The 12,619-nt window shown below is 69.7% G+C and carries 12 protein-coding genes and 3 pseudogenes; 6 read left to right on the forward strand and 9 right to left on the reverse strand.

From position 1 onward, the window contains the following. Both AB0F29_RS38110 and AB0F29_RS38115 read right to left on the reverse strand, forming a co-directional pair. Positions 1-117, reverse strand: a pseudogene (locus tag AB0F29_RS38110) (SMI1/KNR4 family protein); the annotation flags it as partial. 43 nt (positions 118-160) lie between these two features. Beyond that, positions 161-400: pseudogene (locus AB0F29_RS38115) on the reverse strand (transposase); the annotation flags it as partial. Between the two features lie 59 nt (positions 401-459). On the opposite strand from AB0F29_RS38115, the gene AB0F29_RS38120 reads away from it, so the two are divergent. Then, on the forward strand, positions 460-1,767 hold the full coding sequence (locus tag AB0F29_RS38120; protein WP_361882563.1) for a hypothetical protein: 1,308 nt from the start codon (positions 460-462) through the stop codon (positions 1,765-1,767). Positions 1,768-1,863: 96 nt separating this feature from the next. Here AB0F29_RS38120 and AB0F29_RS38125 read toward each other — a convergent pair whose 3' ends face one another. Then, complete coding sequence (locus AB0F29_RS38125) at positions 1,864-2,358, reverse strand: hypothetical protein (protein ID WP_361882566.1); 495 nt, start codon at positions 2,356-2,358, stop codon at positions 1,864-1,866. Positions 2,359-2,994: 636 nt separating this feature from the next. Between AB0F29_RS38125 and AB0F29_RS38130 the strand changes: the two are divergent. Beyond that, positions 2,995-3,248, forward strand: a pseudogene (locus AB0F29_RS38130) (DUF6415 family natural product biosynthesis protein); the annotation flags it as partial. Positions 3,249-3,351: 103 nt separating this feature from the next. Next, the gene (locus AB0F29_RS38135; protein WP_361882569.1) at positions 3,352-3,852 is read left to right on the forward strand and encodes a hypothetical protein; all 501 of its coding nucleotides are present in this window, start codon (positions 3,352-3,354) and stop codon (positions 3,850-3,852) included. A gap of 99 nt (positions 3,853-3,951) precedes the next feature. Here AB0F29_RS38135 and AB0F29_RS38140 read toward each other — a convergent pair whose 3' ends face one another. Both AB0F29_RS38140 and AB0F29_RS38145 read right to left on the reverse strand, forming a co-directional pair. Further along, positions 3,952-4,392: a hypothetical protein gene (locus tag AB0F29_RS38140; protein WP_361882572.1), complete on the reverse strand. Its 441-nt coding sequence runs from the start codon at positions 4,390-4,392 to the stop codon at positions 3,952-3,954. Between the two features lie 235 nt (positions 4,393-4,627). Beyond that, positions 4,628-4,912 carry a hypothetical protein gene (locus tag AB0F29_RS38145; RefSeq protein ID WP_361882575.1) on the reverse strand — a complete coding sequence of 95 codons (285 nt, stop codon included), beginning with the start codon at positions 4,910-4,912 and terminating at the stop codon, positions 4,628-4,630. Between the two features lie 848 nt (positions 4,913-5,760). On the opposite strand from AB0F29_RS38145, the gene AB0F29_RS38150 reads away from it, so the two are divergent. Together AB0F29_RS38150 and AB0F29_RS38155 are read left to right on the forward strand one after the other, a co-directional pair. Then, a complete protein-coding gene (locus AB0F29_RS38150) occupies positions 5,761-6,297 on the forward strand; it encodes a hypothetical protein (RefSeq protein WP_361882576.1) in 537 nt (178 codons plus the stop codon). After that, a complete protein-coding gene (locus AB0F29_RS38155; protein WP_361882579.1) occupies positions 6,228-7,559 on the forward strand; it encodes a replication-relaxation family protein in 1,332 nt (443 codons plus the stop codon). Before AB0F29_RS38150 ends, AB0F29_RS38155 begins: the two co-directional genes overlap by 70 nt. 199 nt (positions 7,560-7,758) lie before the next feature. Here the strand turns inward: AB0F29_RS38155 and AB0F29_RS38160 are convergent, their stop codons facing one another. The 3 genes from AB0F29_RS38160 to AB0F29_RS38170 form a co-directional block, all read right to left on the reverse strand. Next, positions 7,759-7,974, reverse strand: a complete 216-nt coding sequence (locus tag AB0F29_RS38160; protein WP_361882582.1) for a hypothetical protein — start codon at positions 7,972-7,974, stop codon at positions 7,759-7,761. A gap of 284 nt (positions 7,975-8,258) precedes the next feature. After that, positions 8,259-8,558, reverse strand: a complete 300-nt coding sequence (locus tag AB0F29_RS38165) for a hypothetical protein (protein WP_361882585.1) — start codon at positions 8,556-8,558, stop codon at positions 8,259-8,261. A 1,570-nt stretch (positions 8,559-10,128) separates the two neighbouring features. Beyond that, on the reverse strand, positions 10,129-10,638 hold the full coding sequence (locus AB0F29_RS38170; RefSeq protein WP_361882587.1) for a ricin-type beta-trefoil lectin domain protein: 510 nt from the start codon (positions 10,636-10,638) through the stop codon (positions 10,129-10,131). A gap of 489 nt (positions 10,639-11,127) precedes the next feature. On the opposite strand from AB0F29_RS38170, the gene AB0F29_RS38175 reads away from it, so the two are divergent. Beyond that, a complete protein-coding gene (locus AB0F29_RS38175; RefSeq protein WP_361882589.1) occupies positions 11,128-12,318 on the forward strand; it encodes a 3-oxoacyl-[acyl-carrier-protein] synthase III C-terminal domain-containing protein in 1,191 nt (396 codons plus the stop codon). Positions 12,319-12,380: 62 nt separating this feature from the next. On the opposite strand, the gene AB0F29_RS38180 is transcribed toward AB0F29_RS38175, so the two are convergent. Beyond that, positions 12,381-12,569, reverse strand: coding sequence for a lasso peptide biosynthesis B2 protein (locus AB0F29_RS38180; protein ID WP_361882688.1), 189 nt, complete (start codon positions 12,567-12,569; stop codon positions 12,381-12,383). Positions 12,570-12,619: the final 50 nt, after the last annotated feature.

Raw genomic sequence — 12,619 nt, forward strand, 5'->3', positions numbered from 1 at the left:
TGCCAGCTTCGGACCGAGGCGGAACTCGTGTTGTTCTTCTCCGAAGGAGTGACTGCGCAGTGGTTGGAACGGGATCGCGGCCAGCTTGCGACGCAAGGGGGGTATGCGGGGATCCATGGTGCATCTTCTCTCGTCCCCGTCACCCTATGGGTGGCTTTGGTCAGCTGGCCAGAAGAACCCTCTTCCTCAGAAGAGCGAAGCCGGCGCGACCGAACATCTGGCGTTTGAGCATCTTGATCCGGTTGACGTGTCCTTCGACGACGCCGGAGTTCCAGGGCAGGGTGAACCCGGCAATGACGGCATCACGGTCACGTTCGATGCCTGCGGCCAGGGTGTGGAGGCTGGGGAGGTCGTCGCGCCGGACGGCGTCGAGCCACTGGGGAAGGCGTTCGCCCTGCCTGGCGGAGCTGGAGGACGAGTACGTCACCGCCGTCGACGGCCACGGCGACCCGAAAGATCGTGCCGCTCGGCTATCAGGGCAGCTACCAGCGCGTTCGCGCCTACTTCCGGGAGAAGAGGACCTCTCCCACCCCGATCACAGCTCGGCCACCGTCACCCCGCGTCGTCGCCGGCTGGATCCTCCGGCGCCCCGAGACCCTCCCTGAGATCGACCATCTTCGGCTCAAGGCAGTCTTGGTCCACTGCCCCGAACTCGACGCCCTCACCACTCACGTCCGGTCTTTCGCCCAGATGCTCACCGAGCGCCAGTTCCTGCCCGTGGTTTCGGAGCGGGCCCGCGCCAAGCTGGAGCGGATCGCGGCGAGGAAGACCCGGCCGCCCAAGAAGGAGAAGGCCCGCTCGCTCGCGCAGCTGCGCGCCGACTGGAAGCAGAGCGCGATCCTCACCTCCGGTGTGGCCGCGTCGGTCATCTCCTCCCTCCTCGAGCACGCCCGTGCCGCAGCCGCGGTGATCCGGGCCCGGGTCACCGCCGTGGTCGATGTCGCGCTGGCCGCTGTCGATGTCGTTGCGACGGTGTTCGTGATGAGCGAGGGCGGCCGCTTCCACCGGCGGCACCTGCTCGCCGAGGCCCGCCGCCACCTCGCCCTGGTCCTGCGCGGCCGCCGCCGCGGCCCGGGCCTTGACGACCAGGTCGTGGCCGCCGCCGTCTCCGCCCACTGCCTGGACATCAGCGAGCCGAAGACCGTACGCGGACTGGAAGCCGGCTACCGCCTCTACACCGCACGCTGGTCCCTGTCCGACCTCCCCGCCCGCCGACTTGCCCCTGCGCCCGCCCCGGAGCCCCCGGCTGATCCCGGCGAGCCGCCCGCGCCCCGGCCCCCGGGCCAGGACGCGGGGGAGTGGGAGATCCCCCGCATCCCGCTCCAGTACGAACGAGCCGTCCTCGCCGGCGCGGCGGTCCGCGAGAAGCTGCGCACCACCACCACCACCACCGCCACCGCCGTGCGGGGCCGGGCGTACGACGTCGCCCGGCACCAGCAGGCGGCGATGCCCGAGCAGCTGCTCGCACCCGAGCCGGCCGACCCCGAGAACGACGACCAGGAGCAGAAGCCCGGCCGCCCCGAAGCACTGGACCTGACGGCGCTACGGGCCCTGAGGCAATCGCGTACGGACCTGGAAGCCTTGGAACTCACCGCTGAGCAGCTGCGCCACCTGGCGGCCGCCTTGACGAAGACCGGTGAGGGGGCCCGGGCCAGGAAGAAGAAGTACACCGGCCGGGAGACCGCACCTCCGGTACACCCGGAGCGCCAGGAGGAACAGCACCGCCCCCAGCAGCCAGGCCCGCACGGACCGGAAGCCGGCCGCTGAGCACACGCCTCGAACCGGGGCGAGTTTTTGAAACCGGCCCTCCTGCCCTGGGCGCGTACGTGAAACCCAAGCCACGAGCCTGGACGTGCAACCGCATCAGTCCTTCAGATGCTTGTCGACGTCGACCTCGTGCCGCAGTTGCCTGATGAGTTCCTCCTCGGTCTTCTCCTGGGCGGCTTTGTATCTGAGGTATCCGGGGTCCGTGATGTCAGGGGGGATGTTGCCGTCCCGCGTGTACAAGTCGCCCTCAGTGCAGTGGTAGTGCAGATCGCCGATGGCCTCTGTGGCGGCCTCCCAGAGTTCCCGGACCTTCGGGGAGCCGAAGAGGTCGACCCGGGCCGCAAGGTCCCGGCGGAGCTGGTGCTGCTCAGGGGTCCGCGGTCCGTAGTAGCCGGGTACGACCGCGTCGGTCGCGAAGGAAACCGCGCCGCTCAGGTGCAGCAGCAGGTCGAGGTACATGGCGGCGCGGCGGTCCCACAGGTCCTGCGAGCGGGCGGCGTCCTTCTGGTGTTTGGCGGTCAGCCACGCGGTGAGGGCTCCGCCCCCGAGGGCGATGACACCGCCGATCACGACACCGATGAGCTGATCCATGAGGCCTCCGCATGCACGTGGAGGGCTGACGGTAGCAACTTCGCAGAAGTGCGAAGCCGGGACCGATACGCAAGGCCGGAGCCCTGCCGGAACTCGCCCGGATCGTCATCGACCCTTGTTCGGGCTCCACCCCCGCGCTTCTGGAGCGTAATCGCGTGATGCTGGAGACGTGGCCCGGGTTCGCTGCTGTGCCCTGTGCGTTGCCCGGCTTCCGAACGACGCGGTGGCCGGGCGCCGGTACTGCGACGCGGCCTGCCAGGCCCAGGCGTACCGGGAGCGCCAGACCGACGAGGAGTGTTCGCCGGTCCGGCAGTGCCCGATCATGCCGCACGTCCTGGCCCCGGGACACGGAAGGGCTCGGGCAGCAGCGTCGCTCGTTCGTAGCCTGCGTGACGGTTCGCGCTCCTACGATGATCTCCGTGACCACTCGCCGCGCCCTTGGCGCAGGCCCTGAAGCTTCCGGGCTCAGCAGTATTCGTGCAGCCGAAGCCGACCTCATCGACGTACTGCCCGGCATACGCCTGCCCGACCTCCAGGACCTACGAGCGCGCGGGGTGGTCGGGGCCCAGCTGGCTGCCACGGCAAGCACCCGCCGGGCCCTCGGAACCGGGACCACGGACGGAGAAGGCCCGCCGTAAAGCCGTCCTCGCGTGGACCGGCGTGGACACTTCACCGTCCGCGACCTGGAGCAGATCGCCCTGCAGCTCACCGGCCACGCCCGCGCCGTCGCCTCCGACGTCCGCCGCCATGCCGACCAGCCGCCCAAGGACAGCAGCCCCAAGGCGCTCGCCGACGTCATCCTGCGCGAGGCAGAAGGCCGGCTGTCCGCGACGATCGAGGGCACCGGGCGCTGCGTCCAGAACCGCGCCCGCCTCGTCCGCGCCCTCTAGGAAAGGCTGGATCGACTGGAGGCCGCGCCCGCGATCCGGGCGCTCCTCCTAGGGTGTTCATCGGACGCCGAGGCCGCGGGGCCCGGCCGCCTAAGGGGGGCGCATGAGCACACCCGAGTACGAGTTTTGGAATGACCTTGCTGTCCGCCGTCCGGACGACGTCCGCATGATTTCTGGTGGACGGGTTCCGCTTTCTTGGCAGATGGAGAAGCGCGTCGGGCATGTCGACCGGCTGATGAACAGGACTCTGCCTGCGGATTTCCCGGACCCGGTCGAGCGTGGAGGCACCGACGACGTGTTGGCCGTGCTCGCGTTGTCGGAGTCGATCCGGCGCGATCTCATTGCCCGCCGCGGGGGCGACATCCGTGAGGCCATTCTGCTCGGCGCCACCTGGTCCGAGGTCGCGGCCGCGATCGACACCACACCGGACGAGGCCCGCGCCATCCTGCGTGACTGGACGGAGCGTCAGCACGGCCTCCATCAGACCACTGCCGGGCCAGACGACACCCAGCGACTGGGCGCCGAGGAGAACCGCCACGCCGCGGTGCTCGCCCTGATCCAGCTGGCAGACGACCAGCGGACGGAGACCGGCACGCATGACTGATCACCTGTACCTGCGCAGCTCCGAGGACAAGTAGACCGACGCCCGCGAGCCGCCCGCCTTGTCCAAAGCGGAATTGGCCAACGGGGTCCTCAGCTCAGGTCAAGGAGAATCGCACTGCACCGCGTGCGCCATCGCCAGATGCTCGTCGCGCATGGCCTTCAGGGTGGCGTGGGTGTCTCCGTGGTCGTCGGGGTCGGGGATGACGTTCTCGACGAAGCGGAGGATGTTGCGGGCGATGCCGGGCACCGCCGTGGTGGGGGAGTCGCGCGCCCAGTCCCGCCGCGCGCACAGCAGTACGCACCCGACCTCGTCCAGCGCGAAGGAGTCCGCGCACGGATCGGTGGTCTCCTCGTCGACGGCCGTGACGGGCCAGATGATGTCCTCGGCCAGCCGCAGCAGGACGAACGCCAGCTCCGGGTCGGCTTCCGCCCGCCCGGCGACAGCGGCGCCGCCACCCATTTGCAGCGCCAGGAGGTAGTCGAAGCCGCGCTCCACCTGCTCCGGGGTGAGCGGCGTACGGGGCGGGATCAGGTACGGCATGGTGGCCTCCTCGAGATGGCCGTCGTGCGGATCACGACGACTCCCGACAGCCTCGGACGCCGACCCTGTGGACAGTGGTCGGAGTTTTCGGTGTGCCCATGGGGAGAGGTGGATCGGTCGCAACGGTCCCCGGACGGCAGGCGACTCGTACGAGGACAAGGCCACCGCCCTGGTTCTCCCGCATCGAGGTCCGATCGGCGGAGAGGCCGGGCGGGGGTTCCCCGCCCGGCCTCGGCTACCCCTGCCACAGCCCCTTGACAAAGCTCCCCAGCGTTCTGACCCAGTCGGGCGGGTCGGCGAGGAACTCTTCCGTCAGACGGGCCAGGAACGTCCGCGACGCGCCCTGGGCCGCGCCCTGGGCAACGCCTTGGACTATCGCGGCGGGCACCCCGGCGCCAATGGCCGCCTGCCGCACGGCGGGCGCGGGGTCCGCCGGCTGGACCGGTACGGCATCGGACGGCGGCTGGGCGGGCGCCGATGTGGACGGCTGCGTGGGGTTGGGAACGTTGTCCCGGGTCATGATGCTGCTCCCTTGAGCAGGAGGGTCGAGGACAGCGGACACCTGCGTGGTGTCGTCCGCGGGGGTGTGTGCCGCGCGGTCGGCGGTCCTGCTGCGGCTCTCTGCGTGAGAGCGTCCCTGTGGGGTCTCGACCCGGGCCCAGGGTGGCGTTGCGACCAGCGCAGGACCGGTCGTCTCGTTCAGCGTAGGCCCGGACGGCTCGTTCACTGCCCCGGGTGCCTGGTGGGTGCTCATGGGAATGTCCTCCAACGGGAGTTCGTTGATTCGGGCGGGACCGTGACAGGTCGCGGGTGCTTACGTCTCGGCCTGGTTCGGGAGCGGTGTCTTCACCCCCTGGGGCCGCCCGGGCGCCGGTGGACAGCACTGGCGGGCAGGGGATTTCCCGGCGGCATGGCGAAGGCCCGGACCACCCGGTCCGGGCCCTGCATCTCCCGTAGATCTGTTAGAGGGCCGAATGCCTCACAGGCCCACCCCGCAGCACCCCTTGTCCGCTCCCGCCCCGGCCGCGTTGCTCCTTGACCGAGGCGGCCACCGGCCCCGGTCAGACCGCGGTCAAGGGGGGTCCTGCACGCTGCTCCTTCGCGACGACTGCCCCGGCCGGGGCAGCGAAGGAGACGAGACGATGACGACCACCCACCCCAAGGCCGGGCAGCGGCACCGCATGGGCCGACCCCCGGCTGACAGACGCGCCCGTGCTGGGCAAGCCCAAGAGAGCTCCCTGGGTGCCCACTTCGGAGGCCCCTCGGGAACCCCCTTTGGTGCCCAGCACCCCGGGGCGGGAGGAAAACCCCTTGTCAGCGCCGCAAACGGCGCGAAAGTCGCGCTGTCACTACCCTCTTCTCTCCTCCTTGCTGTCCGTAGTGGAGGAGATCATCGGGTTCCGGGGGGCCGGGCGCCCTCCCCGGCCGGGCGCGGCCACCGGCAGCCGCGGCGGCGGCCGCGCCCGGCAGCCGGTCGCGAGCAACGAGGGAGAGGGAGCAGGGCTGATGGCGGGCAAGCGGAAGACCAACCCGGCAGGATCGACGAACAGCTACCGCAGCGACGTGCTGCGCGTGCTCGGAGTGCTGAAGGTGGCCACGGCCGATCAGATCCAGCGCATCAGCACCCCGCACCTGAGCTTCCGGCACGCCGACAAGCCGACCCCGTCGAAGCGGAAGCAGGCCCGCACCGCCTCGCACACCGGCGCGCTCTCCGACCTGCGCAAGCACGGCCTGTCCGAGAACGGCGGCTCCACCGACACCGGCGACTCCCTGCGCAACCTGACCCCCAAGGGCCTGGAGGCCGCCTCCTGGAGCTGCGCCGTCCGGCTACGGAGATGGGCTCCACCGCACGCGGTGCGGGCTCCTCCGGGGCTTCCCACCCGATGGCCGTCAACAAGACGGTGATCGCACTGCTGCGCCCGAAGCCGGACCTGGCCAAGCTTGCCGATGACCCGCCCCACGTCCAGGCCGCCGTCCAGGCCGCCCTCGACACCCCGCCCGGGATCGGCACCATCGCCTCGTACTGGACCGAGGTCCCGCTGCCCGCCACCGGCACGTGGAACGCGCCCGGCAAGGGAGGGGCTCAGGCCGACCTGGTCCTCACCGCACCGCAGGACGGGGCGGGGCTGTTGTTCATCGAGGTCGACAACTGCCACGAGACCGCCGAAGAGCTCGCCGCGAAGCTGGAGAAGTACGCCCGCTTCTTCCGCCGCACCGTCAAGGACACCGACGGCCGTGAGCGCCCGATGTGGCGCACCCGCTGGATGGCCTCAGAGGACCGGTACGGGGACGTGCCGCACCCGCCGGTGCTGCTGGTGTTCAACCACATCGGCGCACGCAACCCCAACCGCACGATCCTGCGTCTGCAAGAACTCACCCGCCACCTGTGGCAAGGGGAGTGGCAGCGCGAGGGCTACCACCTCTACGACGGGAAGGTCCCGATCGTCGCGGTCGGGCTGCGCAATCTCCGCGAGCACGGGCCGACGGGCTCGGTGTTCTTCCGCTTCGGCCGCGACCGCCCCCAGCCACTCCTGGAGGCGATCGGCAACCCCCGCCGCGAGGCGGCCGACGCCCGGGAGGCAGAGGAGTGGCGGGTCCGTCAGGAGGAGTACCAGGCACAGTTGCGGAAGGCGGCGCAGGAGCAGGCGGCGAAGAAGGCCGTCGAAGCGACAAGGGAGGCGGCCCAGCGCGAAGGGCGCCGACCCGCTTGTGCCGGCTGCGGGACGCGGTTCACCGACGAACGGTGGGAGGCCGCCGAGGAGACCGACTGGGGCCGCCTCATTGACACCCATCCCACGCTGTGCGACAGCTGCAAGCACGAGGCCGTCGCCGCCGCTCACGACGTCGACCAGCAGGAGCAGCAGGAGCCGCTTCCCGACTGGGCACAGCAAAAGCACCTCCTGCGCTTCACCAGTCGCCCCCACTGCACCGAGTGCAAGGCAGCGTTCACGGACGAACGGTGGCAGGCGGTGAACCGCACCGGCTGGCACCCCCTTCCCCGGGAACGCCACCCGACGCTGTGCCAGACCTGCACCCAGGAGTACGACGACAGCATCGAGAACGCGTGGCCACACAGCCGCACCTACGAGTCCCCGGAGGAGCGGCCGGTGCCGAAGCCGGTGCCCAAGCCGAAGTCTGGCGGATGGTTCTCAGGCCTGCGCTCCTGACCCCGGCAGGCGCCACGCCCGGCGCAACCTTCAGGGCTGGTGGGCGGCTAGCCGCGGGTGACGATCTCGGACCTGTCCGCCGGGCCTGTAGATGATGTTCATGCGGAAGGCTCCGGGAGCATGGCTGGTTCCCGGAGCCTTCGGGCGGGGCGCTGCGCGACGTCCGGTCGGGGCGTCTGCACTTCTGCGTTCTTGACGGCTACTCGCCGGCGTAGATGTCCCGCTCGCCACCCGTAGAGCGGCGGCCCGTGGAACGGCGCCCCTGGGTGTCGTCGTCGCCCTCGACCGAGATCGGACCGTCCCCGTGGTCCCCCTCGGCCGTCGGGCCCAAAAGCTTGTCTCCGAGCCTGTCCAAGCGTCCGGTAGTCGAGCCGGAATCCTGGTCCCCGGCCTCGTCCACGCTCTCGTTCGACATGTCGTCCTCCGTGTGATCGCAGTTCGTTTCACGCCGCCCGCCGGGAAGCCGGGCGACGTGGAATTCGTCGCAGGCTCGATGAGCCGGCTGGCGACACGTCCACCCAACGATCAAGCGCGCCGAAGGAAACGGATGAAGCAACGCGGTGCGCGCCTTCGTAGCCGGGCTCACCGCGTCGGCTCAACGCCGGGCGTGGTCGCCGATCCGATCACGCCCGGGGGCGGAAACGGTCGAAGGCGACCCAGCCCGGGTGGGCGGAGCCGCCTTCGAAGAAGCGTGTGGTGTCAGACCGTGGCGGCGAGCCAGCCGATCGTCTCGGTGGTGTGCTTGCCGTCGCTCTTGGCGGTGCCGGCGTACACCTCGTTCAGGCGGATGAGGAAGCCCGTGTTCGTGACGTCGTGGACCCGGATTCCCGGCGTCTCGGGACCGTTGAAGGTCTGGGTCAGCGGGAGGACCACGACGTTGGCACCCTGCGGGAAGGGGGACGGGAACGTGACCCGGGTGAACGTCGAGGTGTTACCGCCGCTCGTCTCGGTCGCATTGTCGGACTTCAGGTCGACCTTGCCGGTCTGGAAGAAACTCATCGTCGTGCTCCCGTGCTCTGCGGCCGCCACTGTTTGGCCGTCGCAGACATTCGACCGGACACTCGTTGCGAAATTGGCTCTGTAGCCGAAAGCCCCACAGACGAGTGATCGTTTTCAGGACAGCGGACGCCCCTGTCGGCGGTCCACTCGGCTCCTGTCCGGGCGGCTGTGGTGGCACCCCTACTGGGAGACCATCCCTTCAGTGCCAGCCGCCCGCGCCGAGCTGCGCCAGGTGTGACCGGGCCTGTGACTGCAACGTCACACTGAAACGCGAGCGTGAAACGGACGCTGCGTTTCACGCTGACCTGCCACAACGCCCGCAAGGGTGAGCGGAGCTGGCGCGTTTCACTCCGCGTTTCAGTGGCCGTGCCGGTGTGCGGAGGACGACGGGCCGGGCCCCGGACCATGAGGTCCGGGGCCCGGTCGGTGCGGTGGTGGTCAGTAGTCGTCGCGTTCGGAGGGAGGCCCGTGCTGCTCGATGAGGTCGCAGGTGCACGGGCCGCCCTGGCAGGAGGCCTAGCCGCACTTCGTCATGGTGCCGCGGCGGTGCGGGCCGCAGGGTGGGCCGTGCCGGGGCGGCCTCGATGGCTGGTGTCGGTCCGGCCCAGTCCATGCCCAGTTTCGCGAGGGCGGCGAGCTGGTCGGCGTCCAGCCGGGCCCTTCTCAATTTGGTGTTCGAAATCCACGCCCCGAGCCTCACAGCTGCCGATTCGGCTTCACCGTCGACGGCGACCTCGATGACCGTGCGGGGAGTCGCTCAGGCGCTACTGGACCTGCGTGCCGCTGTTGCCCTGCGGGTAGTGAGGCGCTGGCGGCTCCCTGGTTACGAGGCCGGCAGTACGGCGGCCCTCTTGCAGGCGAGTTCAGCCTTCTCCTTCGACAGCCCGGGACCGTACTCGCCCTTGGGGCCCTCCTCCGCCTGGAGAGCCGCTACGCATGAGTTGACATCGCCATTCGCGCCAGCTTTGCACCCGCGCGTCACAACGTTCTCGGTGGGCGCGCCTCCATTGACCACTACCGTGTCCAGGCATGCGCTGTACGTGGCACTCGCGCTACCGGCGCCGAAGACGATTGCCCCAACGGCCAGAGCGAAGGCGGAGGCTGTTACGGCGAGGGGCCTGATGCTGCGCATCTGTTCTCCAGTTTCTAGTTCCAGGGATCCCGTGCTCGGGTATCCACCAGGCCACATCAAGGTCACAGACGGCGTCGGTCCGAAGCCTTCGCCACTCGGAGAGCCTTCCGGACTCACTCGAACGTGAGCCGATGCCAGTGGCCCAGGAGGACGTGGAGACGGTCGCTGCGCCTTCCAAGGTTCGCTGCGTCTCCCTTTGATCTCTCGTTCCCGACCGTGGAGTGAGCGACTGCGGGTAGCAGCACCTTGCCGTTCTGCGCAACGTGTTACGTGATGGGTCATGCTCGTCTGTTGGCTGGCCAGGGGGTGGCGGCCGGGATGAGTGCGGTGTGGCCCATCGGGGGCTGGTTTCGGTCCGGGCGGTGCCGGGGCTTCCCTGACCGGTGAGGCGGAGGGCGAGGTGAGGCTTCGGGTGCCGCCACCTCAATCAGCTTGGTCTCAGAATCCGGGGTGGAGGGGGAAGGTCACGTCGTACATCCAGTCTCCGCTGAGGTTCCATCGTTTTTCTTCGGTGCCGGAGGGCCGGACGCCTTCGTCGGATCCGGCGACGATGAAGAAGGGGCCTTCCCCGTTGTGGTCCTTCGGTGCCGAGCCCCAGCGCTGGCGCGGGTTGCCGGTGTCGCAGGTGGTCATGGTCAGCGGTGTCCAGGTGGTGTTCTGTGCCGGTGCGGTGAGGCATTTGCCGGAGAGGTTGCTGCGGCTGTTGCGGACCTGCCGGGTGGCGGAGTCGTAGCTCCACCACTGGGCGGCGATCGCGTTGGTGCAGGGGGCGTTGCGGAGGTAGTGGGGTGCCTTGTAGTCCGTCTGGGCGCACTTTCCCAGTGGGGTGTCCTTGATGAAGAAGACGTTGGAGGGCAGGTGATCGGCCGCTGCCGCGGTGGGGCACGACATCACCAGCGACAAGAGTGCCGCGGCGCCGACCGCGACCGTCCTCGTGAACGTGTTCATCGGTTTCCCTGCCCGTCTTCTCTGTGGAATCCGTCTGCCCCGGACACTGCCGGCAGCAGGTACGGCCCGTCCGGCGGGGGGCCGTGCGGGGCGGGGCTTGACCGTCTCGGTTGAGACCGGCCGAACCTTCCGCAGCAACGCCAACGATCAATCCGGCCTCCGGACACGTGAGCGTCCGGAGGTTCCCGCTGGTCCTCATGACGACACGCCGCCCTACGAGCTATGGGCCTGTGAGGGAGAGGTCCTGGGGTAAGTCGCAGTGACCGGCCCCTCTGTGGCTGCTAAGGCAGGCGGGCCAAGGAAGAAGAGTTTCTCCGGTGAATCTTCCCTGGCCGCTCATGGCTTCCGCACGTCTGCGAATGTTTCATCGGCATATTCAGTCTCGGTGGGTGCAGCGCGTTGCAGGAACCGCTTCTCGGTTCCGCCTGATCCACCGGTCCTGGGCCGTTCGGCCCTTCTGCCCCTGTCAGCCTGTCAGGAGACGTGGTCATGACTTCTGGGTTACTCGCCATCAAGAGTGCGCGCGCCGTCATCGCGGGGCACGGGCTGGAGGGGGAGCCTTTCGGCCGTCTGGTGCCCTCGAAGGAGCTCGTGAGGGACATCGCCCCGAAACGCCCGGGGGAGACACCGGGGGATCCTGCGGGGGATGTCTCCGTGTCGTTCATCCGGGAGAAGCTGGGTATCGCCTCCGTCGCCACGACCCGCCACACCGACGCGCTGACCGCCCGGGCCCTGGCCGGTGAGGTGTCGCGCACCCTGTTCAACCCGGACGTCGAAGCGATGACGACCCGCGCGCTGGCCCTGGCCCTGGACGACTACGCCCGGACCACCGGCCGCGGCCCGGGAGCCGGGCCCGGCTCGCTGGTCGGGCACATCCACCTGTCCTGGTCGGCGGACGACCACCAGCTGTTCGCTCTCGCCGAAGCGCGCCGTGAAGTGGGCTGGCACCGGCCCGGTCTGACGTCCCTGCACATCCTGTCCGGGTGCGCGGGGCTCTTCGAAGCTCTGAACTACGCCCAGCACCTCCTGCACCACACCCGGGCCGCCGACGACGAGAGCGCCATCGTCTTCGTCACCGCGAGCAACGACCTTTCCCAGATCGCGCACACCCGCAGCCCCTGTCCCGCACCGCAGAACGAGGACCTCGACCAGTGGCTGTTCCCCGCGATCTTCGGAGAGGGGGCGGGCGCCATGATCATCGGCCACGCCGACGCCCAGCGTGAGGGCGGTGAGTGGGTCGCCGAGGACTGGGGGGCCGAACCGGTCACCGAGGACTGGCGGGTCATCATGCCACCTGACCCCGACACCCCTCACATGGTGATCCGGGCGCGGGGTGTCGGAGCCACCTACCGCACCCACGTCCCGCTTGCCGCACAGCGTGGACTCGCCGCTCTGGGTCCCGGCCGCACTTTCGCTGACCTCCACCGGCTCTGCCTCCACGAGTCCAACCCCCGCATGCTCACTGAGGTCGCCACCCACCTCGGCGCACCCGAGTCCACCGTGCACAGCATCAGCGCCTCCGTCGGCACCCTCGCGGGAGTCTCCGTCTTCGCCCTCCTCGACGAAGCCCTCCGCACCCACCGCCCCGGAGATCCCGACTCCGTGGTGTGCGCACTGACCGGCGACGTCGGCAACTCCGTCACCGCCGGCCACCTCACCCTCCGCCATCACCGCCGTTGAACGAAGGAGACCGGGTCTGACCCGTTCCGATGGGGGCGAGGCGTGAGCTGGCCGATCGGCGGCTACTGCCCGGCGTTCTGGTCCTGTTGCGTCCCGGTGAGTGGTGGGACGGTGAGCATGGGGTGGAAGAGGGCGATGTCGTCGGGTTCGCCGACGCGCCTGTCTTCGGCTTCGAACCAGGCGTGGGGGGCCAAAGGGGACATGCGTACTCCGGTGCGCCAGGTGCCGCGCAGGCGGCACAGCAGTGCGATGGCGAGGGAGCGTTGGAGGCCGGCGCCCGCTCTGCCGGGCGAATCCGGCC

This window comes from Streptomyces sp. NPDC026589 (assembly GCF_040638385.1).
Lineage (GTDB): Bacteria > Actinomycetota > Actinomycetes > Streptomycetales > Streptomycetaceae > Streptomyces.